This is a genomic window from Aeromonas finlandensis, from assembly GCF_000764645.1.
In the GTDB taxonomy this organism is placed as follows: Bacteria; Pseudomonadota; Gammaproteobacteria; order Enterobacterales; family Aeromonadaceae; genus Aeromonas; species Aeromonas finlandensis.
In genome coordinates, this window is the sequence record NZ_JRGK01000294.1 from 1 (window position 1) to 26,289 (window position 26,289).

Genomic DNA, 26,289 nt, shown 5'->3' on the forward strand with positions numbered 1-26,289 from the left:
GCGCAGGGCGGGGGGGGTCAGCACGAAGCCGACCCGCAGGCCGCCGCAGGCGATCTTGGCCAGACTGCCCAGATAGATGACTCGCTCCGGCGCCAGATTGACCAGCGGCTGCGGGTGTGGCTCCGGCAACAGGCCGTTGACGTCATCCTCGATGATCAGCAGATCGTGGCGGCGGGCGATGGCGACGATGGACTCCCGCCGCGCCAGACTCATGATGGCGGTGGTGGGGTTTTGCAGGGTCGGGGTGAGGTAGAGCAGCTTGGCCCGGCGGGTGCGGCAGGCGGCGTCCAGCGCCTCGGGCAGCAGCCCCTCCTCATCCATCGCCAGTCCCACCACCTGATTCTTCAGCTGACGGGCGTTGCCCAGCATGCCGGGGTAGCTCAGCCCCTCGCACAGGATGGTCTCCCCCACGCACTGGGTCGCCAGCAGCGCCAGCATGATGCCGTGCTGGGCGCCGTGGCTGAACAGCAGGCGATCCTCACTGCAGGCCACCCCTTGCTCCGCCAGCCAGTCGACGAACTGCTGGCGCTGATCCGGCCGTCCCGCCTCCTTGTCGTAGCCGAGCAGGGCGTTGAGATCCCCGTCCGCCACTTCCCCCAGCATGGGGCGAATGATGGCCGCCCGATCCAGCTGCACCGGCAGGTTCTGCCACAGCTCGATGCGGTGCCCCTCCTCCTGGCGGATCACCCACTCATTGGCGGGATCCGTGTTCGCCTCCTTGACCCAGGTGCCGTGGCCCACTCGGGCGGCCAGCAGGCCGCGCCGCTCCGCCTCGCTGTAGGCGCGGGTGATGGTGCCGACGGTGACACCCAGGCGATCCGCCAGGGATCTGTGGGTGGGCAATCGGGTCTGCGGGGGCAGCTCGCCGCTCGCGATCCCCTGTTCGATCGCCTTGACCAGCTTGAGGTAGAGGGGGCCATCGAAGGCCGCAAGGTCGGGGGTCCAGATTGTCATGGTGACAATAAATCCATTGATCCAAATTTGTTCCCAATATAGCGTGAATTTCATCCCAATCACAACCAATAGCGCACATTGTATCGATACAATGTGCCAAATAAGGAGTCACAATATGACGATGGAGTGGTATGTCACCCTGTTCGGTTTTGCCGTACTCACCTGCGGTACGCCGGGGCCCAACAACCTGATGCTGACAGCCTCCGGCGCCAACTTCGGGGTGCGCCGCACCCTGCCACATCTGCTCGGGGTGGGGCTGGGGCAGCCGGTATTGCAGCTGGTGCTGGCGCTGGGGTTCTATCCCCTGTTCGAGCGCTGGCCCTTGCTGCGGCTCGGTTTGCAGATCTTCGGCAGCCTCTATCTGTTGTGGCTGGCCTGGCGTATCGCGGTGGCCGGTGCACCGGGGGATCCGGTCCGACGTGCCCGTCCGCTGACCATGCTGGAGGGGCTGGGCTTTCAGTTCCTGAACCCCAAGGCGTGGATGATGGGGATCTCCGCCATCAGTCTGTTCAGCCTGCCCGGCGCCAGTTACTGGCCGAGTCAGCTGGCGGTGATGGTCATGTTTGTGCTGGTGGCCCTGCCGGTCTGCTTTGTCTGGGTGCTGTTTGGCCATCAGCTGAGCAACTGGATCAGCTCGGATCGGGGCTGGCGGCGACTCAACGGATCCCTCGGTCTGCTGACGGCGCTCTGTGTAGTGATGCTCTGGTATTGAGTCGTGTCGCGCTGATGGACGTGGGGGCCGAGAAAGAGCCATTTCTGACTTGTCGCCACAGGGCTGGCTCTGCATATTAGAAGGCTTTCCCCATAACGGGCGCGTTGCATCGACAAGAGGTTGAGATGGATCTGAACTGGTTACTGCCCCTGGCGGGGTTTGCCCTGGTTACCTGCGGCACGCCGGGGCCCAACAATATGTTGCTCACCAGCGCCGGGGCTGCGCAGGGTTTTCGCCGCACGATTCCCCTGCTGGTGGGGGTAGTGGGGGGGATCAATCTGATGATCCTCGCTACCGCGCTGGGACTTGGCGTGGTGTTCGAGAAGGTGCCGCTGCTGCACGACGGCCTCAAGCTTATCGGCTCGGCCTACCTGCTCTGGCTGGCGTGGAAGGTGGCGACTGCCAGCGGCCCGGCCGAGGGCAATCGCCCGCTCATTCCCGCCCATCAGGGGGCCATGCTGCAACTGCTCAACCCCAAGGCGTGGATGATGGCGCTCTCCGCCATCAGCGGTTTCACCCTGGCGGGGGAGGCCTACTGGCCTTCCGCGTTCTGGGTGCTGGTGATCTTCTTTATTACCGGCCTCTACACCGGGGCGTTCTGGGTGCTTTTTGGTGCCCAGGTGCGGCAAATTATCCGTACTGCCCGGGGCTGGCGGCGTTTCAATCTCGGCATGGGGCTGGCGACGGCTGCCTGTGTCGGGATGATCTGGATTTAGCCCGGGGTTGACCCGGGCCTTTACCGGCTGTCTTGTTGGCCCTGCGGGGCCTTTTTTATCTCTCCCGCGTTGCCTTGCCTGCAAGGGGGCGTGGTTCTGCCCTCCCTTGGGATGAAAGGAGCTGTTATGAAATGTATCGGTCTGCTGGGTGGCATGAGCTGGGAGTCCACCGTCAGTTACTATCAGGCGCTCAATCGCGGGGTGCGGGCACAGCTCGGTGGTTTGCACTCGGCGCGGGTGCTGCTCAACAGTGTCGACTTTGCCGCTATCGAGCGGCTGCAGCATGCCGGTGACTGGCCCGCCACTGCGCGCCTGCTGGCGGCGGAAGCGCGCAAGTTGCAGGATGGCGGCGCCGATTTCTTGCTGATCGGCACCAACACCATGCACAAGGTTGCCCCCGAGATTGAGGCGGCCATCGATATCCCGCTGCTCCATATCGCCGATGCCACCGCGGCCAAATTGCGGGCGGACGGGATAACCCGAGTCGGCCTGCTCGGTACCCGCTTCACCATGGAGCAGGATTTCTACAAGGGGCGCTTGCAGGAGCGCTTCGGCCTGACGGTGCTGGTACCCGATGAGGCTGGGCGGGAGCGGGTGCACCGGATCATCTATGACGAGCTCTGTCTGGGCGAGATCCGCGAATCGTCGCGGGCCGAGTATCTGGCCATTATCGCGGGGCTGGCGGCCGCTGGCGCCGAGGCGGTGATCCTCGGTTGTACCGAGATTGCCCTGCTGGTGGGCGATGTCCGGGCGGCCGTGCCGCTCTACGACACCACCGCCATCCATGCCGATGCGGCAGTCGCGTTGGCACTGGCTTTCGATTAATTAACTGGTCAGATCTCACTATTCTTGCTTGCCACATACCCCTTGCCATAAAAGCGTGTAAAATTGCGCCCTGATTTCTCCCGGCCAACTCGGGTTGGCCGCGACTCCCTAGCATGCAAGGCTGACATTGTGACTGAAGTAGATAGATTCGCGGATATTCGCCCCTACCGCGATGAAGAAGTGCCGGCAGCCATCGAACGGCTGATCCAGGATGATGAATTTATCGGCGCCATCGCCAAGTATCGTTTCGGTTCCCTGATGAGTTGGCTGGGTTGGGCCATTCGCCCGATGATCCGCCTGTTCCTGCGCCGCAAATGGTCAAAAGTGACCACAGTGCATCAGGTCCAGATGGGGGTAACCCGGTACATGTCCCGCATGATCGCCACCTCCACCAAAGGGGTGACCTTCTCCGGGATCGAGCATCTGAAGAAAGAGCAGGGCTATCTGTTTGTCTCCAACCACAGGGACATCGCCATGGACCCGGCGTTCGTCAACTGGGGGCTGCACACCCACGGTTTCGATACCGTGCGCATCGCCATCGGTGACAACCTGCTGCGCAAACCCTGTGCCACCGAGCTAATGAAGCTCAACAAGAGCTTTATCGTCAAGCGCTCTGCCAAGGGGCCGCGGGAGATGATGAAGGTGCTGGGTGAGCTGTCTGCCTATATCGGCAACTCGGTCCATGAAGGTCACTCCATCTGGATTGCCCAGAAGGAAGGGCGCGCCAAGAATGGCGATGACAAGACCGATCCCGCCATCCTCAAGATGTTCTATGTCGACGGCAAGAAGCAGAAGATCGACTTCGTCGACTATATGCGCAGCCTCAATATCGTGCCGGTCAGTATCAGCTACGAGCTGGACCCCACCGACAAGGCCAAGGCGCGCGAGCTCTACGAGAAGTCGGTCAACGGCTGCTACGAGAAGGGCGAGTTTGAAGATATCGAGAGCATCGTCGCCGGTATCGTCGGCATGAAGGGGCGGGTACACGTCTCCTTCGGCGCCCCCATCACCGAGGGCTTCAGCGATCCGGATGAACTGGCCGCGCTGATCGACAAGGCGATTTGGAGCAGCTACCACCTCTTCCCCAGCAACTATCTGGCGGCAGATGTCTCAGGCAAGGCCAATACCATCGAGCAGGCTGCCTTCCTGACCCGTCAGTCAGAGGTGCCGGAAGAGCACAAGGCGATCTGGCGTGCCATGTACGCCAAACCGGTGGAAAACGCCCAAAAGGCTTGAATGAAACCGGTTGTAACGCGGTTTGACGAAAAAAACGGGCGCTGATGCGCCCGTTTTTGCGTCTGGTCAAAGTCGAGGGTGAAAGGGTGGTGAATAATATGGTTTCAGCTGGTACGATCACTGTGTAAATGGGATTATACCTCTTGGCAAGGTGCTTATTAGTGTGTAACAGTGCCCCCATAGCTGAACATGAGCAAAAGCTCTAAACCGGTTTGCACGGATTGCAGACGGTATTATTGAAGGACCTGTAAAGGTCCTTTTTCATTGACCAGCAAAGATGCTGTGCAGATACATCTAACAGGAAGCAGACGCCATGATCACCGGTAGCCTGAACACCCTGCAGCGGACGCCGCTGCCCGTCCCGTTGGCCCGTATTATGGCCGAGGTGGTGAAGAGCGTGGCTCACTGGGGTGAGGCACCGCTCGGCAAGACCGAGATCGATGGTCTGAACCTGTTCTGTCTGGTGAGCGAAGATGTGACCGAGCCCGCGGCGGATCGCCGTGGCGAATTCCATCAGCACTATCTCGATATCCAGCTGCTGCTGCGCGGTGAAGAGTGGATTGGTGTGGGCCCCCACGACTACGTGAGCGACGGCGCCGACCATCCCCATCCTGACCTCTGGTTTGTCGATGACGAGCAGACCAGCTATCTGACACTGCAACCGGGTGACTTCGCCATCTTCTGGCCGGGCGAGCTGCACCGCCCGCTCTGCACCTTCAACCAGCCCGCCAAAGTGAAGAAGCTGGTGGTCAAGGTGCACAGAGATCTGCTGGCCAGCTGCTGAGCGCTATCCTTGGGTGTCAGACACCCGACCACGACAGGGCCGCTTGGCCTGTCATGAATGGAAGCGAGTGCTACGCACCACTGCTGCGTTGAGACTCACAAGAATTGAAACCAGTGATACGCACCCTTGATGCGTATTTACTGTGAAGACCAAGAATTGAGACGAGTGATATGCACCTCTAATGTGTTGAGACTCGCAAGAATTGAAAAATTGGGCGCACCCTCCTGCGACCATAAGCCCCCGGCAGGGGAATCCCATCCTCTTTTGGATGACACGACACTGTCGGCGTAAAGCCGAAGCACAGGAAGATGTAGAACATGAGCAAGTTGGTATTGATCCTTAACTGCGGTAGCTCTTCCCTGAAATTTGCCGTAATGGACGCCAAAACAGGTGAGGACATGCTGTCCGGCCTGGCCGAATGCTTCAATCTGGATGATGCACGTATCAAATGGAAACTCCACGGGGTCAAGGGCGAAGCCATGCTGGGAGCGGGTGCCGCTCACCAGGAGGCCCTCGACTATATCGTGGGCCACATCCTGCCGCAGGATCCGACTCTGGCCGAGCAGTTGGTGGCCATCGGTCACCGCATCGTTCACGGTGGCGAGCAGTTCTCCCGCTCCGTGCGTATCGATGACAGCGTGATTGCCGGTATCGAAGCGGCCATTCCGTTCGCCCCGCTGCACAACCCGGCACACCTTATCGGCATCCGTGCCGCGCTGAAGGTGTTCCCGCAGCTGGCCGAGAAGAACGTGGCTGTATTCGACACCGCTTTCCACCAGACACTGCCGCAAGAGGCCTACCTCTATGCGCTGCCGCACAAGCTCTATCGCGAACACGGTATCCGTCGTTACGGTGCTCACGGTACTTCTCACCGCTATATCGCGGACGAAGCCGCAAAAGAGCTGGGCAAGCCGTTGAATGAACTGAACATCATCAACTGCCACCTGGGCAATGGTGCCTCTGTCTGCGCCATCAAGAACGGCGAATCCGTTGACATCTCCATGGGTCTGACTCCGCTGGAAGGTCTGGCGATGGGCACCCGTTGTGGCGATATCGATCCGGCTGTGGTGTTCTTCATGCACGACCAGCTTGGTTACAGCGTGGATGACATCAACCGCACCCTGACCCGTGAGTCCGGTCTGCTGGGGATGACCGAAGTGAGCAGCGACTGCCGCTACGTCACCACCAACTACGCCACCGACGCCGGTGCCAAGCGTGCGCTGGATGTCTTCACCTACCGTGTGGCCAAGTATGTCGGCGCCTATGCCGCTGCCATGGACGGTCGTCTGGACGCCGTTGTCTTCACCGGTGGTATCGGTGAGAACGCCGCCATGGTGCGCGAGATGGTGCTGGCGCGTCTGGCCCTGTTCGGCTTCAAGGTGGACAAAGAGGCCAACAATGCCGCGGTACTGGGTGGCGAAGGCCGCATCACCACCGCCGACAGCCGTTGCGCCATGGTGATCCCGACCAACGAAGAACTGGTTATCGCTCGCGATGCCCTGAGCCTGGTCTGCTAAGCCAGCCTCGCTCTGCATCAACGCCCGGCCTGTGCCGGGCGTTGTCGTTTCTGGCGTCCGCCGATTTGACATGGGGGAGGGGCGCTGTACCCTGACCACCACTGTTTTTGCAGCCCTGGTGCTGCCCGGTTCGGGAGAGAGGAATGAAAGAGGCATTTTTTAACTGGTTGTCGGGCCTCGGGGTGGAAGTGACCGGCATGATGGGGCTGGTGATTGCGCTTGCCTTCATTCTCGTCACCTCGTTATTGCTGCACGTGGTACTGCACCGGGTGCTGCTGGTACGGCTGGTGGGTCTTCTTGGCAAGGCCAAGCAGGTGTGGCTGCCGCCCCAGTTGCAACAGCGTCTCTTCAACCGGCTCGCCTTCGTGTTGCAGGGGGCCGTGCTGCTCGGTCAGGCGGAGATCTGGCTGCCGCGCAGCTCCGACAGCCTGAAGCTGATCGAGATGGTGGCCCAGCTCTGGATTTTGCTGTTCCTGCTGCTGGCCTTTTTCGCTCTGCTCGACTGCTTGCTATCGGTGAGTCGCTACACCCGGCTTGGCCGGGACCTGCCCCTGCGCGGCATCTTCCAAGGGGCCAAGCTGGTAGGCAGCATTCTGGTGGGCATCCTGATGATCGCCCTGCTGCTCGGCAAGTCGCCGCTGTTCCTGTTCAGCGGTCTGGGTGCCATGACCGCAGTGCTGATGCTGGTGTTCAAGGACCCCATCCTCGGGCTGGTGGCGGGGATCCAGCTCTCCGCCAACCAGATGCTGAGCGTCGGTGACTGGCTGCAGATGGACAAGTACGGTGCCGATGGCGAGGTGACCGACATCGGCCTCACCACGGTCAAGGTGTCGAACTGGGACAAGACCATCACCACCATTCCCACCTATGCCCTGATCTCCGACTCCTTCAAGAACTGGCAGGGGATGACCGAATCGGGCGGCCGCCGTATCAAGCGCAGCGTCAATATCGACATGACCAGCGTGCGCTTTCTGACGGCCGAGGAGCAGTTGCAGCTCAAGCAGGCGCAACTGCTGGCCCCCTATCTCAGTCGCAAGGAGCAGGAGCTGAGTGCCTACAACCAGCAGCTGAGCGATGCCTTGAGCTGCCCCATCAATGGCCGTCACCTCACCAACCTCGGCACTCTGCGCGCTTATCTGGATGCCTATCTGCGCGCCCATTCCGGTATTCGCAAGGACATGACCCTGATGGTGCGCCAGTTGGCACCGACTTCAGATGGTCTGCCGCTGGAAATTTACTGCTTTACCGCGACCACTGCATGGGCAGATTACGAAGGGATCCAGGCCGATATTTTCGACCATATCTTTGCCGTCATTGAGCAATTTCATCTGCGGTTGCATCAATCTCCCACAGGTTACGATATGCGTGGCTGGCAGCTGGGATAAGCGGGGGAAGCGGGCGGGTCGCGCGGGGGCGAAAACCGCATATTAATCATCGACCCGTCGCCACTTGTCAGTTGAAATTTGCCGTGCAGAGGAGAAAAATGGCGGCCTTCTCTTCGCGCCCCTGATCCCTGTCTGATCAGCTGTCAGCCCAGAGACGTCACTTCAAGTCATTATCATGGGAAAGTTATGAAGCTCCTTCGCAATAGTGTGGCAACACTCTGCTACAGCCTGCTGCTGACCGCTGCGCCGGTTTTCGCTGTTGAATATGCTCTGCCTGCGGCGAACAGCCGTCTGGTGGGGGAAAATCTGGAATACGTGGTCCCGGCCGAAGAGAACGGCCAGCCGCTGGAGGCCATTGCGGCGAAATTCCAGCTGGGGCTCACCAACATGACCGAAGCCAACCCCGATGCGGATCCCCTGCTGGTACAGACCGGCGAGAAGCTGGTGATCCCCCAGCAGCTGATCCTGCCGGATGCGCCCCGGGAAGGGGTGGTGCTCAACGTGGCCGAGATGCGTCTCTACTACTACCCCAAGGGTAAAAAAGTGGTGGAAGTGCTGCCCATCGGCATCGGCCAGCTCGGCACCGACACCCCGGAAAACTGGGTGACCAGCGTGCAGCGCAAGAAAGCGGGCCCGACCTGGACCCCGACCGCCAAGATGCATGCCGAATATGCCGCCCGTGGCGAGAGCCTGCCTGCGGTATGGCCGGCAGGTCCCGACAACCCCATGGGTCTCTATGCCCTCTACATCGGCAAGATGTACGCCATCCACGGCACCAATGCCAACTTCGGTATCGGTCTGCGGGTGAGCCACGGCTGTGTGCGTTTGCGTAACGAAGACATCGAGTACCTGTTCAAGAAGGTACCGGTCGGTACCCGCGTGCAGTTCGTCAACCAGCCGATCAAGGCCTCTCTCGAGCCCAATGGCGTCCGCTATCTGGAAGTGCACCAGCCGCTCTCTCGCAGCCAGGAGGAGTTCAACTCCAAGCTGCCGGCGCCGCTGCCGATGACCCCGGCAGTGACCCGCTTCATTGCCCACGCCGACAGCGACTCCCAGCTGGTGAAACAGGCGCTGGAGCAGCGCAACGGCATGCCGATGGCGATCAACCGCTAAGGGCCGATCCCCATCATGACAAAGGGCGAACAGCATGCTGTTCGCCCTTTTTGTTTCTGCTGAGTTGGCTCAGCTTCGCAGCAGATTTACCTGCAACTCGCTACCGAGCTGATCGAGCAGTTGGTAGCGCGCCTTGTAGCTGGCTCGCTTGCGGGAGGGGATCTCCTCCAGCGTCTTGCGTGGCACCTGCAGTGGCAAGCTCATCCAGAGTTCATCCAGCACGTTGCCCTGATGCTCCTGCCACAAGCCGTCGAGATCGAACTTGACCCGATCGGCGGTGCGCTTGCTGCACTGGTAGACGTGGCTTTGGGTGCGGATCCCGAGCAGGGTGTTGCACGCCAACCCCTGGGCCAGCTCGGCAGCCATATAGACCAGCAGGGACATGGGGCGCAGTCCGCCGCAGGCCTTGGTGACCTGCTTGATCTCTTCACTCAGCCCCTTGCCACCCTGCAGCGAGCAGATCTCGAGGGTCGGGCTCGGTGCGGGGCGCAGATTGAGGGCCATGTGATAGAGCGCCGCGTCACCCAGCTTGAGGGTCAGGCTCATCTCCCCCTCCTTGGCCATGTGGGTTTGGTAATCCAGTTGCAGGGTGAGCGCTGCCGTCAGCTTGTCGCTTTGCCACCGGGCCAGCAGCAGGCCGCATCCGTTGTAGATCGCCTGTTGCTGCGTCCTGGGTAGCTGACGTGCCAGCAGCCGGTAGTGGTCGCTGATAAGCCCTGCGCGCAGCCCCTTGCCCAGCCCTTTATGGCGATAGGGGTGAAGGGGCTTTTCCAGAATATCGGGGAAGCGGCTGATCGCCTGCGCCAGCAGCGGCTGCTCCTGTTGTTGGCGATAGAGGGCGCGGGCGCCGGGATTGAGCCAGAGACGCCCCACATACTTGGCCCGTCTGATGAGGTGACCCGACTCTTCCACCGGATGAAGGTGGCGGGCGAGGGTTCGCAGGTGTGACAGATGAGATGACATGGCGCCGACCTCTGACTGGTGTAATGAGACTGGGCGGGGAGTGTAGGAGCGGGGCGCAGGCTTGTAAAAAATGGATAGTAACAAAATGTGAAAACAGAACGCTCAATAGCCCGGGGCGGGGCTGGATGGCTCCCGCCTTTCTGGCGGGAAATCTGGCGCCATCCTCTTGATGTGGCAGATGATTTGATGCGCAAAGGTTTTCGTTGTGTTTTTCTTTTGTTAAAAGTGGTTGAGCTGGTGCTAACGGCTGATTAAGCTAGGCCGGTTTTTTAGGGATGAGCCCGTCACCAGAGCGGGCAGAAAATGACACAAAACGGAGCTTTGCATGACAGCCAGCACACCCATGTTAATCACCTTCCTGGTGTATATCCTCGGGATGGTCTTGATCGGTTTTATCGCCTATCGCGCCACCCGCAACTTTGACGACTACATCCTTGGCGGCCGCCGGATGGGGAGCTGGGTCACCGCCCTCTCCGCCGGCGCCTCCGACATGAGCGGTTGGCTCTTGATGGGCCTGCCGGGGGCGATTTTTGTCAGCGGCATCTCCGAGAGCTGGATCGCCATCGGTCTGGTGATCGGTGCCTACCTCAACTGGCGCTGGGTAGCGGGCCGCCTGCGGGTACATACCGAGAAGAACCGCAACGCCCTGACCCTGCCGGACTACTTCACTTACCGCTTTGAAGATCACAGCAAGGTGCTGCGCATCCTCTCGGCGCTGGTGATCCTGCTGTTCTTCACCATCTACTGCGCCTCCGGCGTGGTGGCCGGGGCCCGTCTGTTCGAGAGCACCTTCGGCATGGATTACAACACCGCCCTCTGGGTCGGTGCCGCTGCCACCATCACCTACACCTTCTTCGGCGGTTTCCTTGCGGTGAGCTGGACCGACACAGTGCAGGCGACCCTGATGATCTTCGCCCTGATCCTGACGCCGGTATTCGTCATCATCGCCGTTGGCGGGGTAGACAGCGCCATGGTCGAAATTGCGGCCAAGAGCGCCAGCAACCTCGATATGTTCAAGAATCTGGATCTGGTGGCGATTGTATCGCTGATGGCATGGGGTCTGGGTTACTTCGGCCAGCCGCACATCCTGGCCCGCTTCATGGCGGCAGACTCCCACCACTCCATGGCCAATGCCCGTCGCATCAGCATGACCTGGATGGTGTTCTGCCTGGGGGGCGCGGTGGCCATCGGTTTCTTCGGGCTGGCCTACTTTGCCCGCTTCCCCGAGCAGGCGCTCGGCGTGACCGGCAACCCGGAGCGGGTCTTTATCGAGCTCTCCAAGATCCTGTTCAACCCCTGGATCGCCGGTGTGCTGCTCTCCGCCATTCTGGCGGCGGTAATGAGTACCCTGAGCTGTCAGCTGCTGGTCTGCTCCAGCGCCATCACAGAGGATCTCTACAAACCCTTCCTGCGCAAGAACGCCTCCCAGCGTGAGCTGGTGTGGGTGGGTCGCCTGATGGTGCTGCTGATCGCGGTGATTGCCATCGCCGTCGCCATGAATCCGGAAAACCGGGTGCTGGGGCTGGTGAGCTACGCCTGGGCCGGTTTTGGTGCCGCCTTCGGTCCCGTGGTACTGCTCTCGGTGCTGTGGCCGCGGATGACCCGCAACGGCGCGCTGGCGGGGATGCTGGTCGGTGCCATCACCGTCATCGTCTGGAAGCAGTTCGGCTGGCTGGGGCTCTACGAGATCATTCCGGGCTTCCTGTTTGCGCTGCTGGCCATCGTGGTGGGCAGCCTGCTGGGTGAGGCGCCATCAAAAGCGATGCTGGAGCGTTTCCGCGATGCGGAGGAGGAGTACAACACCCCGGCCGAGAGCGTGGGAGAGCCGGTCGCGGTGAACTGATCCCCTTATCGCTTTCTGATTGAGAGCCCCGCCGCCGGATGCTGTGTGCCCCTTGTTGGTCATCCTTGCACCGGTTTGGCGGGGCTTTGTGCTATCTGATTCACTCTTGGACACTTTTTTATGTTCGGCCGGGGGATCCCGGGTGCGGGCTTTCTTTTGTCTTGGCACCGAATATGGGACACTAGGCCGCCTGAAGGAGACCTAGTGCATGCGGCTATTCACCCTGATCCTGATCCTCCTGCTGGGGGGACTGCAATATGACCTCTGGCTGGGGAAGAACGGGCTATCCGATTATCAGAACCTGTCGGAGGCCATCTCGCAGCAACAGCGGGACAACCAGACTCTCAAGGATCGTAACGACCTCATTTACCGCGAGATAGATGATCTCACCTCTGGCCTCGAGGCCATCGAGGAGCTGTCGCGCAACGATCTGGGCTACATCAAGCAGGGGGAGACCTTCTACCGGATCATCCCCAAAGATAAAGACAAAGAGACAGCGCCAGTGGATGCCCCTTACGATGACTGATGCGAGCCGCACTCCAGCCCTGACGGCGATCGTGCCGGCCGCCGGCATCGGCAGCCGGATGGGGGCCGATTGCCCCAAGCAGTACCTGCAACTGGCGGGTAAAACCATTCTCGAACATACCCTGGAGCGGCTGCTCTCCCACCCGGCCATCGCACAGGTTATCGTGGCGCTGGCGCCCCATGACCGCTGGTTCGAGGCCCTGCCCGTAGCGGTAGACCCGCGCATTGTGCGGGTAGAGGGAGGCGCCGAGCGCGCCTTTTCCGTCCTCAATGGCCTTCATGTGGCGCAAGGGGAGTGGGTGCTGGTGCACGATGCGGCCCGCCCCTGCCTGACCCACGGTGATCTCGATGCGCTGATTGCTGCGGCCATGGGCTGCGGCGGCGCCATTCTCGGCAGTCGGGTGCGCGATACCATGAAACGCTCCGATGGCGAGGGTAATATCATCGCCACCGTCGAGCGCGAGCAGCTCTGGCATGCCCTGACGCCGCAGATGTTCCCGACCCGCACCCTGAAGCGGGCACTGGAGGAGGGTCTGCTGCTGGGGGCCACCATCACCGACGAGGCGTCCGCCATGGAGCGGGCCGGATTCGCGGTACGCATGGTGGAAGGGCGCGCCGACAATATCAAAGTGACCCGGCCGGAAGATCTGTCGCTGGCGGGGCTGTTTTTAAGCCAGCAGGCATAGCCCCCTTCTGTCAGAACAAACCGTTCAGAGCGCACTGTTTAGAACAAGCAGGTCCGAACAAACAGGCCCGAACAAGGAGTTAGCATGATCCGGATTGGACATGGTGTGGACGTACACAAAATTGATGGGGTTGGTTTCAGCATATTGGGAGGTCGCCGCTGATGATGCGCATTGGTCATGGTTTTGACGTGCACAAAATTGATGGGGTTGGTTTCAGCATGTCGGGAGGTCGTCTCTTATGATGCGCATTGGTCATGGTTTTGATGTCCATAAATTTGGTGGTGTTGGCCCCTGTATGCTGGGTGGTGTGCCGGTACCCTACGAACAGGGACTGATTGCCCACTCCGACGGTGACGTGGTGCTGCACGCGGTGAGCGATGCCCTGCTGGGGGCCATCGGTGCCGGCGACATCGGCCGCCACTTCCCCGATACCGCTGCCGAGTTCAAGGGGATCGACAGCCGTATCCTGCTGCGGGATGTGTTTGCCCGGGTACAGCAAGCGGGCTATGCCATCGGCAATCTGGATGTGACCATCATCGCCCAGGCCCCCAAAATGGCCCCCCATATCGACGCCATGTGCGCCGTGCTGGCCGCTGATCTGCAATGTGATTTGAACCGGGTGAACGTCAAGGCGACCACCACCGAACAGCTTGGGTTTACGGGGCGCAAGGAAGGGATCGCCACCGAAGCCGTCGTCCTACTGGTGAAACAATAATGCTGGAACAACTTGCCTATCTGCACGGGGCGCCCACCGCCCGCGGTATCCTCAAGGCCGAGGCAGCCGATTTCGTGGTGAATGAAGATCTCGGGTTTGAGCCCTGTGGCGAGGGTGAGCATATCTTCGTCCGGGTGCGCAAAACCGGCGAGAACACCGCCTGGGTGGCGGGTCTGCTGGCCGATGCGGCCGGGGTCAACCGCAATGCGGTGACCTGGGCGGGCCTGAAAGATCGCCACGCGGTGACCGAGCAGTGGTTTGGCATTCACCTGCCGGGCAAGGCCGAACCGGACTTGTCGGTCATCGAGAGCGACAGCATCCAGATCCTGCAAGCCAAGCGTCACAACCGCAAATTGCGGGTCGGCTACCTCAAGGGCAACCACTTCACCCTGCGTCTCACCGGTCTGGAACAGGCCGACGGGCTGGAGGCGCGCCTGCAGGCCATCGCCGGGCAGGGCGTACCCAATTACTATGGTGAGCAGCGTTTTGGCCGCGATGGCAACAACCTGGAAGCGGCCAAGGCGATGTTTGCCGGCAAGCGGATCAAGGATCGCAACAAGCGCTCTCTCTACCTTTCTGCCGCTCGCAGTATGCTGTTCAACGCCATTGTCAGCGCCCGCATCGAGCAGGGGTTGGCCCATCAGCTGCTGGCCGGTGATTGCGTGATGCTCAAGGGCAGCCACTCCATCTTCAGTGAAGAGGTGCTGACCCCCGAGCTGGAGGTCCGTCTTGCCTCCGGCGACGTGCAGCTCACCGCCCCCCAGTGGGGCCGTGGCCGTCTGGCCAGTCAGGGCGCCGCTGCCGAGTTCGAACAGGCCGTGCTGGCCCCTTACAGCGATTGGTGTGACGGGCTGGAGAAAGCCGGGCTGGATCAGGATCGCCGCCCGCTGCTGCTCAAGCCGGAGCAGATGAGCTGGCAGCTGGATGGCGAGGCGCTGACCCTCTCCTTCTTCCTGCCGGCGGGCGCGTTTGCTACCAGCGTGGTGCGCGAGTTAATGCTGGCCGAAGAGGCCGATCATGGTTTCAGGAATCAGACCGATGCGAATTCTGGTCAGTAATGACGATGGTGTGCATGCCGAGGGCATTCGAGCCCTCAGCGAGGCGCTGCGCGCCTGCGGTGAGGTCATTGTGGTGGCGCCGGATCGTAACCGCAGCGGCGCGAGTCACTCCCTGACGCTGGAAGTACCGCTGCGGGTTACCCGCATCGCAGAAAACAGCTTTAATGGGATCGAAAGCTATGCGGTGAAGGGTACACCGACCGACTGTGTGCATCTGGCGGTCAACGAGCTGGTGCGCCCCGAGCCGGACATGGTGGTGGCCGGAATCAACCACGGCGCCAACCTGGGGGATGATGTCATCTACTCGGGGACGGTCGCAGCGGCCACCGAGGGGCGCCATCTTGGCTACCCCTCCATCGCCATTTCGCTGGTGGGCAAGACCCACTTCGCCACGGCGGCCCACTATGCGGCCCTGCTGGTGAAGGGGCTGATGAAACACCCCCTGCCTGCCGATCAGATCCTCAACGTCAACGTGCCGGACTTGCCCCTCGAGCAGATTAAGGGGATCAAGACCACCCGCCTGGGTAATCGCCACCGGGCGGAGTCGGTGATCTGTACCGAGGATCCCCGTGGCCAGCCCATCTACTGGATCGGCCCCCCCGGTAGCCAGCAGGATGCCGGTGACGGTACCGACTTTGCTGCCATCGAGCAGGGTTATGTCTCGATTACCCCCCTGACCATCGATATGACTGCCTATGACAGTCTCGCCGGTCTGGGGGCCTGGTTAGATCTGCAGGGATGAGGGTGGTGTGATAGTACAGCGCCTGTTAAATCAGCTCATTGCTCAGGATATTCGCGATTTTCGTGTGCTGGCGACCATCGCGAAAGTGCCGCGCCAGCTGTTCGTGGACGAGGCCATGGCGCACAAGGCATGGGATAACACCGCCCTGCCCATTGGCCACGGCCAGACCATTTCGCAGCCCTACATGGTGGCGCGAATGACCGAGTTGCTGATGCAAAATGATCCGGCCCATGTGCTGGAGATTGGCACTGGCTCCGGCTACCAGACGGCGATCCTCGCCCATCTGGTGGAGCATGTTTATACCGTTGAGCGGATCAAGTCGCTGCAGTTCCAGGCCCGACGCCGACTGCGCCAGCTCGATCTGCACAATGTCTCGGCCAAGCACGGCAACGGCTGGCTGGGGTGGCCCAACAAGGGGCCTTATGACGCCATTCTGGTGACGGCCGCGGCGAGCGAGATCCCGACGGCACTGACCGATCAGCTGGCCGAAGGGGGTCGACTGGTGTTGCCCGTGGGTGACAGCCAGCAGACCCTGCAGCTGATCGAACGATCCGGATCCCAGCTGACCAGCCGTATTCTGGAGCCGGTACGTTTTGTTCCCCTGATTGACGGAGATGTTGAGTGAAGTTGTTTTCCCGTTTGTACGTACTGGTGATGCAGTGGGCCCGCCACAAGTATGCCCCCTGGTATCTCTCCATCACCGCCTTTATCGAGTCGGTATTCTGGCCGATCCCGGTGGACGTGATGCTGGCGCCGATGGCGCTCGCCAAGCCGCAAAAGGCGTGGCACTACGCCGGGTTGGCAACGACCTTTTCGGTGCTGGGCGCCCTGTTTGGCTATGCCCTTGGCTATGCCTTGTGGGATCCGGTGGTGCAACCGCTGGTGGCATCGGTCGGCTATGAGGGCAAGATCGAGATCGCTCGCCACTGGTTTGAACAGTGGGGGATCTGGGTCATTTTCATTGCCAGCTTCACCCCTATCCCCTACAAGGTGTTTACCGTGACGGCAGGGCTGTTGCAAATGGCTCTGCTGCCCTTCATCATCACCTCCCTCATCGGTCGTGGCATGCGCTTTTTCCTGGTTGCGGGCCTGATGCGCTGGGGTGGCGAGAAGATGGAACGCAAACTGATGCACTACGTAGATGTGCTCGGTTGGCTCTGTATTGGTCTGGCCGTTGTGGCCTATTTCTGGTTTAGTCGTTAAGGATCCATTATGCGTTCGCGTATTTGGCAAGGAAGCAGTGTCGTGGTGTTGTCATGGCTGCTGCTTGCCTGCTCCTCCAGTAAAAATGCAGCTCCGGTGGATGGGGTAGGTGATGATCAGTTCGTCTCGACCATTCCGGCTCGCCAGAGCGGTGCCCAGGTCAGCGCCCCCATTCAGGGTGGCAGCTATGTGGTGAAGCGGGGCGATACCCTCTACTCCATCGCCTTCAACTCCGGCAACGACGTACCCTCGCTGGCCAGCCTCAACAACATCAGCCCCCCCTACAATATCTATCCGGGGCAAAGATTGCGTCTCGATGCCTCCGGCACCGCGGTCACCAGTAGCAGAAGTGCCGGTACCTATGAGGTGCGCCGTGGCGATACCCTGAGCAGCATTGGCCGCCAGTTTGGCATGACGCCGCAGGCGCTGGCCCAGAGCAACAGCCTGAGCGCCCCCTACGCCCTGCAGCCGGGTCAGGTGCTCAACGTCCAGACCGCTGGCGGTGGTTCGACCCAGATGGTGGCCGCGACTCGTCCGGCAACTGTGACCCCGGTGGCGGTGAGCCGTCCGAGCAGCGGACCGCGTCCGTTGGCCGAGCCGGGCAGTTCTGGTCAGACCACGCCATTCATCTCTCAGAAATCCGTTGCTCCGGTGGCACCGAAGGAATACGCTCAGACCAAAGAACAAAAAACAGACAATTCCCAGTCGAGACTTGCTTGGCACTGGCCCGCAAAAGGCCGGATCGTCGAGGGTTTCTCTGTTGCAGAACAGGGTAACAAGGGTATCGACATAGCCGGCCAGAAGGGGCAACCCGTCTACGCCGCCAGCGGTGGTAAGGTGGTATATGCTGGCAGTGCTTTAAGGGGGTACGGCAAGCTGATCATCCTCAAGCATGATGATGACTATCTCTCCGCTTACGCACACAACGACGAGTTGCGGGTGAAGGAAGGGGACAGCGTCAAGGGGGGCTCGGTCATTGCCAACATGGGTAGCACGGACGCGCCGGATGTGCGATTGCATTTCGAGATCCGGTACAGAGGCAAGTCGATCAATCCGATGAGCTATTTGCCAAAGCGTTAACCCCAGAGAGACCGTCTTACTCTGGTAACGTCAGGGAGACACACCATGAGCCAAGAACAACTGGTAATGCAGGATGCAGAGTTAGAGTTTGACGCTGAACCCGAGTCCCATGAAGACGAGGCAGAAGAGTTACAGGAGGTAGCCGCCGAGGCGGAAGAGAGTATCTCCGATGAGTTGCTGGCACCGGAACTGAACAAGGTGATGGATGCCACGCAACTCTATCTGGGGGAGATAGGCTTCTCCCCCTTGCTCACTGCCGAAGAGGAAGTCTACTACGCCCGTCGTGCCTTGCGGGGTGACAAAGCCGCCCGCAAGCGCATGATCGAGTCCAACCTTCGACTGGTGGTGAAAATCGCCCGTCGCTACAACAACCGCGGCCTGGTGCTGCTGGATCTTATCGAAGAGGGCAACCTCGGTCTTATCCGCGCGGTCGAGAAGTTCGACCCCGAGCGCGGCTTCCGTTTCTCCACCTATGCCACCTGGTGGATCCGCCAGACCATCGAGCGGGCCATCATGAACCAGACCCGCACCATCCGTCTGCCCATTCATGTGGTCAAAGAGCTAAACGTTTACCTGCGCACCGCGCGTGAACTCTCTCACCGTCTCGATCATGAACCGACCGCAGAGGATATCGCCTTTGCGCTGGATCGTTCGGTGGACGATGTGAACCGCATGCTCAAGCTCAACGAGAAGATCACTTCGGTGGATACTCCCATCGGTGGCGATCGTGACAAGGCACTGCTGGATGTACTCTCTGACGAGCGCGGCATGGGGCCAGAGCTGGAATCCCAGGATGACGACATGCGCGCCAGCATCGTCCACTGGCTGGAAGAGCTCAATCCCAAGCAGCGGGAAGTGCTGGCCCGCCGTTTCGGTCTGCTGGGCTACGAGCCTGCCACTCTTGAGGATGTGGGTGCCGAGATTGGCCTGACCCGCGAGCGGGTACGCCAGATCCAGGTCGAGGGGCTGCGTCGCCTGCGGGAGATCCTGCTGAGCCAGGGGCTCTCCATCGAGGCCCTGTTTAGAACAAACTGAGTTCAGAACCAACTGATCAGCGGAACAACCGCATCGGGGCTGTAACGCCAGCCAAATAGCACGAGGGGAGCAATCGCTCCCCTCGTTTTTTATTGCCTGTCGTCTGGCGATGGCTTCGCTGTTATACCAGCTCAGTCAGCATGGTGTCGGCGTAGGGCACCAGCGCTTCGCCATTTTTAACCTTGTCGAGATAGTCCGGGTTGGCGATGAGCGGACGACCGATGGCCACCAGATCGAAGCGGTTGGCCTCGATGGCAACGGCAGCGCGCTCGGCGTCGTAGTTGCCCACCCCCACCAGATTGCCCTTGTAGTTGGCGCGCAGATAGTCGGAGGCGCGGCCACCCAGATAATCGAAGGTGAGGTTGTCATCGAAGATGCCGAGGTGGATATAGGCCAGCGGGCGATCGTTGAGCTTGGCCAGCAGGTAGTCGAACACGGCGCGATCTTCCGGGCTGCCCGCCAGATGGACATAGGCACCGGGGGAGAGGCGAATACCAACCCGATCACCGCCGATGCGGGCGCTGATGGCATCGACCACCTCCAGCGCGAAGCGGCTCATCTTTTCCGGGCTGCCACCGTAGTTGTCGCTGCGCAGGTTGGTGGAGTGGTGCAGGAACTGGTCGATCAGGTAGCCGTTGGCACCGTGGATCTCCACCCCGTCAAAACCCGCTTCGATGGCGTTTGCACCAGCAGTCGCGTAATCCTGCACCAGCTGGGCGATTTCAGCCTCGGTCAGGGCGCGCGGCACCTGATAGGTCAGCTCGCGCATGCGGGGCACAGTGCCCTCATGGGCCACGGCAGAGGGGGCCAGCACTTCAGCCTGATGGAAGAAGGGGTGGGAGAGGCGACCGACGTGCCACAGCTGGGCGAAGATCTTGCCGCCCTTGGCGTGCACGGCGCTGGTGACTTTCTTCCAGCCATCGATCTGAGCCTGGGTGAAGAGGCCCGGGGTATTGGGATAGCCCTGCGCGTCGGGGCGAATGAGGACGGCCTCGGAGACAATCAGGCCGATGTCGGCGCGGCGAGCATAATAGGCAGCCATCTGCTCGGTCGGCACCAGACCGGGGCCTGCCATGCAGCGGGTGAGCGGGGCCATCATGAAGCGGTTGGCCAGGGTCAGAGTGTCATTAAGGCGATACGGCTGAAACAGGGTATTCATGATAGGTTGTCCTGAACGGGTTATTCTTGAACGTGCATTCAAGACGTTTTTTGCGTCGGGTGCAAGCTTTTTTTGAATGCGCGTTCAAGATGGTTGGCCCGAGCGGGCGGCTGGGGTAAACTTGCCGCCCTTTCCAGACACTCTTTATCGGCGGCCCTTTTTGCCCCCTGCCGATGAACCATTTCCCACGGGAGGAACCATGCGCATAGCCGAGTTTGATCGGGACGAAGTACTGCGAAATGCCATGGAAGCGTTTCGCGCCAAGGGATACGCCAAGACCACCATGCAGGAGCTGGTCGCTGCCACCGGCCTGCATCCGGGCAGCATCTACGGCGCCTTTGGCAACAAGCGCGGCCTGCTGCTGGCGGCGGTGGATCACTATGTCGAGGGCAAACGCACCCTGCGCCGTTCTCTGCTCGACAACCCGAGCCCGCTGGCGGGCCTTGCTGCCTATCTCGATCGGATTGTGGGGGAGGCGCTCTGCGGCTCCTGTCTGGTGACTCGCACCATGATGGAGCTGAGCGAACAGGATGAGGAGCTGACCCAGCGGGTCAAGGGCATCTATGGCGAGCTGGAGCAGGATCTGGCCGAGTTGCTGACGCAGGCGCAGGCAAAGGGCGAACTGGCCCCGGATAGCAATATCCGCACTCTCACCGCCCTGTTGTTGATCAACCTGCAAGGTCTGGTCACCTTCGCCCAGTGCCGCCCCGACCGCCCCCTGCTCGACGACGTAGTCGCCCAGCTGATGCGGGCCCTGCGGGCGTAACGCGATACCGCAGAAACAACAGTGGCTCCCTCGGGAGCCACTGTTGTTTTCGAGAGGTGAATTCCGCTTTACCTCGGCCCCACCAGCTCCTTCATCAAATCCTTCAGCCATACCAGCGCCGGTTGCTGGGCATGCACGGGATGCCAGACGCAGTTGAGGTGGTAGTCGGGCACGTCTTCGGGCAGCGGCAGGCTTTTCAGCGGCCAGTGGGTGGCGAGCAGCTCGGCCACCATGCTGGGCAGCACCAAGAGGTGATCGCTCTGGCTGACGATAGCGGCGGCGGACATATAACTCTGGCTGTTGACCGAGATGGTGCGGCTAAAGCCCTGACTCTTCAGATAGCGGTCGAGGCTCGCCTCCGAGGTGCCAAGCGGCGAGTGGAATACATGGGGCATGGCGATCAGCTGCTGCAAGGTGATGCGCTCCATCCATTGGGAGGGGTCATCCTCGGCACCGGCGGGGGCGGATTTGGCAATCGGCAGATCGGCGCGCACCAGCCCGGCCAGCGGCTCGGTGAGCCAGGTCTCTTTGCCCAGATACCCCGGCACCTGCATGTACTCGTCAAAGCCCAGCACCAGATCGATCTCGCCGCTCGCCAGCTCCGCCTCCGGCAGGGTGTCGCGCAGGATGCGGATCTCGATGGTGACTCCCGGCGCCAGCCGTCTGAGCCGCTGGATCAACGGCGGGATCAGCACGCACTCCACGTAATCTGTGGTGCAGAGCACGAAGCGCCGCTTCGACTGACTCGGCTCGAACTCCTCCTCCTCCAAGAGCTGCTGCTCCAGCAGCCGCAGCGCCTGCTGCACCCCGAGATGCAGCCGCTGGGCGCGCGGGGTCGGCAGCATCCCCTGCGGGGTGCGCACCAGCAGCGGGTCGCCGAGAAAGGTGCGCAGCCTGCCCAGCGAATGGCTCATGGCGGGCTGGCTGATAAAGAGTGCTTCGGCGGCGCGGGTGACGCTGCCCTGCGTCATCAGGGCGTCAAAAGCGAGCAGCAGATTGAGGTCGAGCTGGTGCAGTTTCATGGGGGGATTATTCGCCGTGTTTATGGGACAATCCATCCTATTCATTTGATGGATGGGGGCGCAACGTCTTAATCTGCGACCCACTGTTATTTTTTCAGGGTTCCCGCGCCGCTTCGGGCGTCAATGGGGGGCCTCAATCCATGCAAGGAGCCTTGCGATGAGCATCAAGACCATTCATTCCACACCGGCCGCCGACGGCTTCACCATGCCCGCCGAGTGGGCGCACCAGCAGGCCGTCTGGATGATCTGGCCGTTTCGCCCTGACAACTGGCGTGAAGCCGGTCGCTTCGCCCAGCCCACCTTTGCCAAGGTAGCGGATGCCATCGGCGGTGCCACCCCGGTCTTTATGGGGGTGCCCGCCCGGTTTATGGAGCAGGCCCGCGCCATCATGCCCGCCCATGTGACCCTGGTCGAAATGAACAGCGATGACTGCTGGGCCCGCGATACCGGCCCGACCATTGTTACCAACGCCGCTGGCGAGTGCCGTGGGGTGGATTGGGGCTTCAACGCCTGGGGCGGTCACAAGGGCGGTCTCTACTACCCGTGGAATCAGGATGAGGAAGTGGCGGCCCAGATGCTGGCCCAGCACGGCATGGCTCGTTACGACGCACCGCTGATTCTGGAAGGTGGCTCCATCCACGTCGATGGCGAAGGCACCTGCCTGACCAGCGCCGAGTGCCTGCTCAACGAGAACCGCAACCCGCACCTGAGCAAAGCGCAGATCGAAGCGCACCTGCGCGACTATCTGGGCGTCACCAGCTTTATCTGGCTGGACGAAGGCGTCTACATGGACGAAACCGACGGCCACATCGACAACATGTGCTGCTTCGTGCGTCCGGGTGAAGTGGCCCTGCACTGGACTGACGACCAGAACGATCCCCAGTACGCCCGCTCCGTGGCCGCCCTCAAGGTGCTGGAAGCGGCGGTCGATGCCAAGGGTCGCAAGTTGAAAGTGTGGAAGCTGCCCCAGCCGGGCCCGCTCTACTGCACCGAGGAAGAATCTGCAGGCGTCGAGAGCGGCAGCGGTGTGCCGCGCGAGGCAGAAGGCCGTCTGGCCGGTTCCTATGTGAACTTCCTCATCACCAACGATCGCATCGTCTACCCGCTGCTGGATGCCGCCACCGATGGCGAAGCCCAGCGCATTCTGGAAGAGATCTTCCCGGATCACACCGTGATCGGCGTACCGGCTCGCGAGATCCTGCTGGGCGGTGGCAATATCCACTGCATTACCCAGCAGATCCCTTCCGGCCAGTAAGAACCGGATGACGATCCTGCTGCGAGGCCGTGATCAAGGCTTATGTGCAGCTCGCTTATGTGGAACAAACGGCTCATGTATTCACATACACTCCGGTTCCTGCGCTGCTCTTCACCTTGCTGACGACCTCTCGCGACGGGTCGTAAACCGGTTCTAAGCCAGCTGAGGTTGGTATTCAAAACCCCACGCCGTGGGGTTTTATCTCTTGATGGTGTGATGGTCGCAGGAGCTGATGCGGCGATCATCATGACAAACAGTCACCCTTTTACAGGAGATCCCCATGATCGAAGTGACCGAGGTTTCCATTGCCGAGCTGCGTGCCGCGCTCGGATCAGGCCGCACCACAGCGGTCGAACTGGTCAAGGCCTATCTGGCCCGGATCGAGGCCTACAACGGCCCCGAGACTGCCACCAAACTCAACGCCGTGGTGGTCGCCAATCCCGATGCGCTGAAAGAAGCCGAGGCTTCTGATGCCCGCCGCGCCCGTGGAGAGACCCTGAGCCCGCTCGACGGCATCCCCTACACCGCCAAAGACAGCTATCTGGTCAAGGGGCTGACTGCCGCCTCCGGCAGCCCGGCCTTCAAGGATCTGGTGGCCCAGCGCGATGCCTTTACCGTTGAGCGCCTGCGCGCCGCCGGTGCCATCTGCCTCGGCAAAACCAATATGCCGCCGATGGCCAATGGCGGTATGCAGCGCGGCGTCTATGGCCGTGCCGAGAGCCCCTACAACGCCGACTACCTGACCGCGCCATTTGCCTCCGGCTCCTCCAACGGCGCTGGTACTGCCACCGCCGCCAGCTTCTCCGCCTTTGGTCTGGCGGAAGAGACCTGGTCGAGCGGCCGTGGACCTGCATCCAACAATGGCCTGTGCGCCTACACCCCGTCCCGTGGCGTCATCTCGGTGCGCGGCAACTGGCCGCTGACTCCGACCATGGATGTGGTGGTGCCCTATGCCCGCACCATGAATGATCTGCTGGAAGTGCTCGACGTAGTGGTCGCCGACGATGCCGACACCCGTGGCGATCTGTGGCGCCTGCAGCCCTGGGTGCAGCTGCCCAAGGCCTCCGAAGTGCGTCCGGCTTCCTATCTGGAACTGGCAGCCAAGGCCGATGCCCTCAAGGGCAAGCGCCTCGGCGTGCCGCGCATGTTTATCAACAAGGATGAACTGGCCGGCACCAGCGAAAACCCCGGCATCGGCGGCCCGACCGGCCAGCGCATCCATACCCGCGACTCCGTGATTGCCCTCTGGGAAGATGCGCGCAAGGCGCTGGAAGCCGCGGGCGCCGAAGTTATCGAAGTGGACTTCCCGCTGGTCTCCAACTGCGAAGGGGACCGACCCGGCGCGCCGACCGTGTTCAATCGCGGCATCGTGAGCCCGGAGTTTCTCAATGACGAGCTGTGGGAGCTCTCCGGCTGGGCGTTCGACGACTTCCTGCGTGCCAACGGCGACCCCAAGCTTAACAAGCTGGCCGATGTGGATGGCCCCCAGATCTTCCCCCACGATCCGGGCACTCTGCCAAACCGCGAGGGCGATCTGGCGGCGGGCATGGACGAGTACGTCAAGATGGCCAAGCGCGGCATCAAGCGCTTTGACGAGATCCCCACAGTGCCGGACGGCCTGCGCGGTCTGGAGAAGACTCGCAAGCTGGACTTGGAGGACTGGATGGATGGGCTCAAGCTCGACGCCGTGCTGTTCCCCACCGTCGCCGACGTCGCCCCGGCTGATGCGGATGTGAATCCGGCTTCCGCCGATATCGCCTGGAGCAACGGCATCTGGGTTGCCAACGGCAACCTCGCCATTCGCCATCTCGGCGTGCCGACCGTCACCGTCCCCATGGGTGTCATGGCCGATATCGGCATGCCGGTGGGCCTGACCTTCGCCGGTCGCGCCTATGACGACAACAACCTGCTGCGCTTTGCCTCGGCCTTCGAGTCCACCGGCAGCAAGCGCAGGGTGCCGCCACGGACGCCGCCGTTGGGGTGAATATTCCGGATTGGTTCGGTGATAAATAAAACAAAACCGCTCATGTAATATGGGCGGTTTATATTTTAGTGGAGGACTTATTGTATCTTTGTGAAATATTTCGCTGAAATATTAAAAAATCAGAGATAATGAGCCTCAATCTCACAGTTAACATTTTAATCGGTATGGGATTTTTTCCTTAAAACCATGTGGATGGTTGATAGATAAAAGTAAAACATCCAGCTTAACCATATTGCAGCATCGTAATCTGTCTTTTGTCTGTCATTATGATGCCTTATTCCAAAATTGTTGGCTATATTAAATATGTCTTTTTCATCTTTCGTTGTAAGATGCTCTTGTAACTGAGGTCTTAAATACTCCAAAACATCGGCTAGGTCTCGTACTGCCTGACGTCTGTTATCAATGCTTGCGCCATGTCTACGAAAACTAGTTGTAGCCGCATTTATTCTATTTATTATTTTTTTGTCCTGGGATGGAATTTCTGCAGAGAATATCGCCTCGAAGCCCTTCTCAGGTATATGAAGCACCTCTCCACTATCTGTTAGTTCAAACTTCACTCTATAGTGGCCAAGCACAGTATTTATTTTTTCTTTAAATTCAATCTGACCATCTTCTTTACTAAATTTTTCCCAATGCATCCCACATTCACCCCATGAATGCATTACTCCATCAATTGGTTTTGAAACCTTTTGGTAGAGGTATTCTATGATATCTAGAAGATCGTCCTCACTATATGATTTGCAATATAATTCAATTGGCCATAAATACTTTTTTCTGACTGACAATAGAATGTCTAGTTCGACATCCTTTATATTCCCTGTTATCGGGCCAGCATCGACACAGTTAAACCCAAAGGCCTCATCGAAGTAACCTTCCGACATAAATTGATTGAAAACTCTAACAAATAGCTCAACGACATCCTGTAGTTCAAGACCATTGAGATTTGGATTGACTCCAATTCTTTGAGAGTAGAAAACATGAGACATATCACGCACCTAGATAATTAATATT

Annotated in this window: 26 protein-coding genes; 21 read left to right on the forward strand and 5 right to left on the reverse strand. The window is 60.4% G+C overall.

The genetic code is table 11. The features are described 5' to 3' along the window. Positions 1-954: aminotransferase-like domain-containing protein (locus LD28_RS0118335; RefSeq protein ID WP_033138361.1), on the reverse strand; the 954-nt coding region annotated here is incomplete at its 3' end. 115 nt (positions 955-1,069) lie between these two features. On the opposite strand from LD28_RS0118335, the gene LD28_RS0118340 reads away from it, so the two are divergent. The 8 genes from LD28_RS0118340 (at position 1,070) to LD28_RS0118375 (ending at position 9,242) form a co-directional block, all read left to right on the forward strand. After that, positions 1,070-1,666, forward strand: a complete 597-nt coding sequence (locus tag LD28_RS0118340) for a LysE family translocator (protein WP_033138362.1) — start codon at positions 1,070-1,072, stop codon at positions 1,664-1,666. A gap of 125 nt (positions 1,667-1,791) precedes the next feature. After that, positions 1,792-2,382 (forward strand): LysE family translocator, encoded by a 591-nt coding sequence (locus tag LD28_RS0118345; RefSeq protein ID WP_033138363.1) that lies wholly within the window; start codon positions 1,792-1,794, stop codon positions 2,380-2,382. A gap of 126 nt (positions 2,383-2,508) precedes the next feature. Beyond that, positions 2,509-3,207 carry an aspartate/glutamate racemase family protein gene (locus tag LD28_RS0118350; RefSeq protein ID WP_033138364.1) on the forward strand — a complete coding sequence of 233 codons (699 nt, stop codon included), beginning with the start codon at positions 2,509-2,511 and terminating at the stop codon, positions 3,205-3,207. Between the two features lie 129 nt (positions 3,208-3,336). Next, positions 3,337-4,443: a 1-acyl-sn-glycerol-3-phosphate acyltransferase gene (locus LD28_RS0118355; RefSeq protein WP_033138365.1), complete on the forward strand. Its 1,107-nt coding sequence runs from the start codon at positions 3,337-3,339 to the stop codon at positions 4,441-4,443. 313 nt (positions 4,444-4,756) lie between these two features. Next, the gene (locus LD28_RS0118360; protein WP_033138366.1) at positions 4,757-5,227 is read left to right on the forward strand and encodes a NanQ anomerase/TabA/YiaL family protein; all 471 of its coding nucleotides are present in this window, start codon (positions 4,757-4,759) and stop codon (positions 5,225-5,227) included. A 317-nt stretch (positions 5,228-5,544) separates the two neighbouring features. Next, positions 5,545-6,744, forward strand: coding sequence for an acetate kinase (locus LD28_RS0118365; RefSeq protein WP_033138367.1), 1,200 nt, complete (start codon positions 5,545-5,547; stop codon positions 6,742-6,744). A 143-nt stretch (positions 6,745-6,887) separates the two neighbouring features. After that, the gene (locus LD28_RS0118370) at positions 6,888-8,129 is read left to right on the forward strand and encodes a mechanosensitive ion channel family protein (protein ID WP_033138368.1); all 1,242 of its coding nucleotides are present in this window, start codon (positions 6,888-6,890) and stop codon (positions 8,127-8,129) included. Between the two features lie 186 nt (positions 8,130-8,315). Further along, on the forward strand, positions 8,316-9,242 hold the full coding sequence (locus LD28_RS0118375; RefSeq protein WP_033138369.1) for a L,D-transpeptidase family protein: 927 nt from the start codon (positions 8,316-8,318) through the stop codon (positions 9,240-9,242). A 69-nt stretch (positions 9,243-9,311) separates the two neighbouring features. Here the strand turns inward: LD28_RS0118375 and LD28_RS0118380 are convergent, their stop codons facing one another. Next, complete coding sequence (locus tag LD28_RS0118380) at positions 9,312-10,205, reverse strand: DUF535 family protein (RefSeq protein ID WP_033138370.1); 894 nt, start codon at positions 10,203-10,205, stop codon at positions 9,312-9,314. Between the two features lie 325 nt (positions 10,206-10,530). Between LD28_RS0118380 and putP the strand changes: the two genes are divergently transcribed. The 10 genes from putP (at position 10,531) to rpoS (ending at position 19,092) form a co-directional block, all read left to right on the forward strand. Next, positions 10,531-12,048 (forward strand): sodium/proline symporter PutP, encoded by a 1,518-nt coding sequence (gene putP, locus LD28_RS0118385; RefSeq protein WP_033138371.1) that lies wholly within the window; start codon positions 10,531-10,533, stop codon positions 12,046-12,048. A gap of 208 nt (positions 12,049-12,256) precedes the next feature. Next, a complete protein-coding gene (ftsB, locus tag LD28_RS0118390) occupies positions 12,257-12,574 on the forward strand; it encodes a cell division protein FtsB (RefSeq protein WP_033138372.1) in 318 nt (105 codons plus the stop codon). Further along, on the forward strand, positions 12,567-13,259 hold the full coding sequence (gene ispD, locus LD28_RS0118395) for a 2-C-methyl-D-erythritol 4-phosphate cytidylyltransferase (protein ID WP_033138373.1): 693 nt from the start codon (positions 12,567-12,569) through the stop codon (positions 13,257-13,259). Before ftsB ends, ispD begins: the two co-directional genes overlap by 8 nt. Positions 13,260-13,497: 238 nt before the next feature. Then, a complete protein-coding gene (ispF, locus tag LD28_RS0118400) occupies positions 13,498-13,974 on the forward strand; it encodes a 2-C-methyl-D-erythritol 2,4-cyclodiphosphate synthase (RefSeq protein ID WP_033138374.1) in 477 nt (158 codons plus the stop codon). Continuing rightward, positions 13,974-15,032, forward strand: coding sequence for a tRNA pseudouridine(13) synthase TruD (gene truD, locus LD28_RS0118405; RefSeq protein WP_033138375.1), 1,059 nt, complete (start codon positions 13,974-13,976; stop codon positions 15,030-15,032). The genes ispF and truD overlap by 1 nt, the downstream gene beginning before the upstream one ends. Beyond that, positions 15,013-15,774, forward strand: a complete 762-nt coding sequence (gene surE, locus LD28_RS0118410; RefSeq protein WP_033138376.1) for a 5'/3'-nucleotidase SurE — start codon at positions 15,013-15,015, stop codon at positions 15,772-15,774. The genes truD and surE overlap by 20 nt, the downstream gene beginning before the upstream one ends. Positions 15,775-15,781: 7 nt before the next feature. Beyond that, positions 15,782-16,399: a protein-L-isoaspartate(D-aspartate) O-methyltransferase gene (locus LD28_RS0118415; protein ID WP_033138377.1), complete on the forward strand. Its 618-nt coding sequence runs from the start codon at positions 15,782-15,784 to the stop codon at positions 16,397-16,399. Further along, positions 16,396-16,977, forward strand: a complete 582-nt coding sequence (locus tag LD28_RS0118420) for a YqaA family protein (protein WP_033138378.1) — start codon at positions 16,396-16,398, stop codon at positions 16,975-16,977. The genes LD28_RS0118415 and LD28_RS0118420 overlap by 4 nt, the downstream gene beginning before the upstream one ends. A 9-nt stretch (positions 16,978-16,986) precedes the next feature. Beyond that, entirely contained in the window at positions 16,987-18,057 is a 1,071-nt protein-coding gene (locus LD28_RS0118425; RefSeq protein ID WP_033138379.1) for a peptidoglycan DD-metalloendopeptidase family protein, read from the forward strand. Positions 18,058-18,102: 45 nt separating this feature from the next. Next, positions 18,103-19,092, forward strand: coding sequence for an RNA polymerase sigma factor RpoS (rpoS, locus tag LD28_RS0118430; RefSeq protein WP_033138380.1), 990 nt, complete (start codon positions 18,103-18,105; stop codon positions 19,090-19,092). 121 nt (positions 19,093-19,213) lie between these two features. Here the strand turns inward: rpoS and LD28_RS0118435 are convergent, their stop codons facing one another. Beyond that, positions 19,214-20,251, reverse strand: coding sequence for an alkene reductase (locus LD28_RS0118435; protein ID WP_033138381.1), 1,038 nt, complete (start codon positions 20,249-20,251; stop codon positions 19,214-19,216). Between the two features lie 199 nt (positions 20,252-20,450). On the opposite strand from LD28_RS0118435, the gene LD28_RS0118440 reads away from it, so the two are divergent. Continuing rightward, positions 20,451-21,017, forward strand: a complete 567-nt coding sequence (locus tag LD28_RS0118440; protein ID WP_005343372.1) for a TetR/AcrR family transcriptional regulator — start codon at positions 20,451-20,453, stop codon at positions 21,015-21,017. Between the two features lie 68 nt (positions 21,018-21,085). On the opposite strand, the gene LD28_RS0118445 is transcribed toward LD28_RS0118440, so the two are convergent. Beyond that, a complete protein-coding gene (locus tag LD28_RS0118445) occupies positions 21,086-22,039 on the reverse strand; it encodes a LysR family transcriptional regulator (protein ID WP_033138382.1) in 954 nt (317 codons plus the stop codon). 157 nt (positions 22,040-22,196) lie between these two features. Here LD28_RS0118445 and aguA point away from each other — a divergent pair, with 157 nt between their 5' ends. Both aguA and LD28_RS0118455 read left to right on the forward strand, forming a co-directional pair. Further along, complete coding sequence (aguA, locus tag LD28_RS0118450; RefSeq protein ID WP_033138383.1) at positions 22,197-23,294, forward strand: agmatine deiminase; 1,098 nt, start codon at positions 22,197-22,199, stop codon at positions 23,292-23,294. A 280-nt stretch (positions 23,295-23,574) separates the two neighbouring features. Beyond that, a complete protein-coding gene (locus tag LD28_RS0118455) occupies positions 23,575-25,278 on the forward strand; it encodes an amidase (protein ID WP_033138384.1) in 1,704 nt (567 codons plus the stop codon). Between the two features lie 155 nt (positions 25,279-25,433). Here the strand turns inward: LD28_RS0118455 and LD28_RS0118460 are convergent, their stop codons facing one another. Further along, positions 25,434-26,264, reverse strand: a complete 831-nt coding sequence (locus LD28_RS0118460) for a hypothetical protein (RefSeq protein WP_033138385.1) — start codon at positions 26,262-26,264, stop codon at positions 25,434-25,436. Between the last annotated feature and the right edge of the window lie 25 nt (positions 26,265-26,289).

What these genes read in the sequence shown, in the direction of transcription:
- aguA (WP_033138383.1), top strand. Translation starts at nt 22,197, where the DNA reads ATGAGCATCAAGACCATTCATTCCACACCGGCCGCCGACGGCTTCACC.
- ispF (WP_033138374.1), top strand. Translation starts at nt 13,498, where the DNA reads ATGATGCGCATTGGTCATGGTTTTGATGTCCATAAATTTGGTGGTGTT.
- LD28_RS0118360 (WP_033138366.1), top strand. Translation starts at nt 4,757, where the DNA reads ATGATCACCGGTAGCCTGAACACCCTGCAGCGGACGCCGCTGCCCGTC.
- LD28_RS0118370 (WP_033138368.1), top strand. Translation starts at nt 6,888, where the DNA reads ATGAAAGAGGCATTTTTTAACTGGTTGTCGGGCCTCGGGGTGGAAGTG.
- LD28_RS0118440 (WP_005343372.1), top strand. Translation starts at nt 20,451, where the DNA reads ATGCGCATAGCCGAGTTTGATCGGGACGAAGTACTGCGAAATGCCATG.
- LD28_RS0118365 (WP_033138367.1), top strand. Translation starts at nt 5,545, where the DNA reads ATGAGCAAGTTGGTATTGATCCTTAACTGCGGTAGCTCTTCCCTGAAA.
- LD28_RS0118435 (WP_033138381.1), bottom strand. Translation starts at nt 20,251, where the DNA reads ATGAATACCCTGTTTCAGCCGTATCGCCTTAATGACACTCTGACCCTG.
- LD28_RS0118375 (WP_033138369.1), top strand. Translation starts at nt 8,316, where the DNA reads ATGAAGCTCCTTCGCAATAGTGTGGCAACACTCTGCTACAGCCTGCTG.
- LD28_RS0118350 (WP_033138364.1), top strand. Translation starts at nt 2,509, where the DNA reads ATGAAATGTATCGGTCTGCTGGGTGGCATGAGCTGGGAGTCCACCGTC.
- LD28_RS0118455 (WP_033138384.1), top strand. Translation starts at nt 23,575, where the DNA reads ATGATCGAAGTGACCGAGGTTTCCATTGCCGAGCTGCGTGCCGCGCTC.
- ispD (WP_033138373.1), top strand. Translation starts at nt 12,567, where the DNA reads ATGACTGATGCGAGCCGCACTCCAGCCCTGACGGCGATCGTGCCGGCC.
- LD28_RS0118460 (WP_033138385.1), bottom strand. Translation starts at nt 26,264, where the DNA reads ATGTCTCATGTTTTCTACTCTCAAAGAATTGGAGTCAATCCAAATCTC.
- LD28_RS0118445 (WP_033138382.1), bottom strand. Translation starts at nt 22,039, where the DNA reads ATGAAACTGCACCAGCTCGACCTCAATCTGCTGCTCGCTTTTGACGCC.
- LD28_RS0118345 (WP_033138363.1), top strand. Translation starts at nt 1,792, where the DNA reads ATGGATCTGAACTGGTTACTGCCCCTGGCGGGGTTTGCCCTGGTTACC.
- LD28_RS0118340 (WP_033138362.1), top strand. Translation starts at nt 1,070, where the DNA reads ATGACGATGGAGTGGTATGTCACCCTGTTCGGTTTTGCCGTACTCACC.
- ftsB (WP_033138372.1), top strand. Translation starts at nt 12,257, where the DNA reads ATGCGGCTATTCACCCTGATCCTGATCCTCCTGCTGGGGGGACTGCAA.
- LD28_RS0118425 (WP_033138379.1), top strand. Translation starts at nt 16,987, where the DNA reads ATGCGTTCGCGTATTTGGCAAGGAAGCAGTGTCGTGGTGTTGTCATGG.
- rpoS (WP_033138380.1), top strand. Translation starts at nt 18,103, where the DNA reads ATGAGCCAAGAACAACTGGTAATGCAGGATGCAGAGTTAGAGTTTGAC.
- surE (WP_033138376.1), top strand. Translation starts at nt 15,013, where the DNA reads ATGCGAATTCTGGTCAGTAATGACGATGGTGTGCATGCCGAGGGCATT.
- truD (WP_033138375.1), top strand. Translation starts at nt 13,974, where the DNA reads ATGCTGGAACAACTTGCCTATCTGCACGGGGCGCCCACCGCCCGCGGT.
- LD28_RS0118380 (WP_033138370.1), bottom strand. Translation starts at nt 10,205, where the DNA reads ATGTCATCTCATCTGTCACACCTGCGAACCCTCGCCCGCCACCTTCAT.
- putP (WP_033138371.1), top strand. Translation starts at nt 10,531, where the DNA reads ATGACAGCCAGCACACCCATGTTAATCACCTTCCTGGTGTATATCCTC.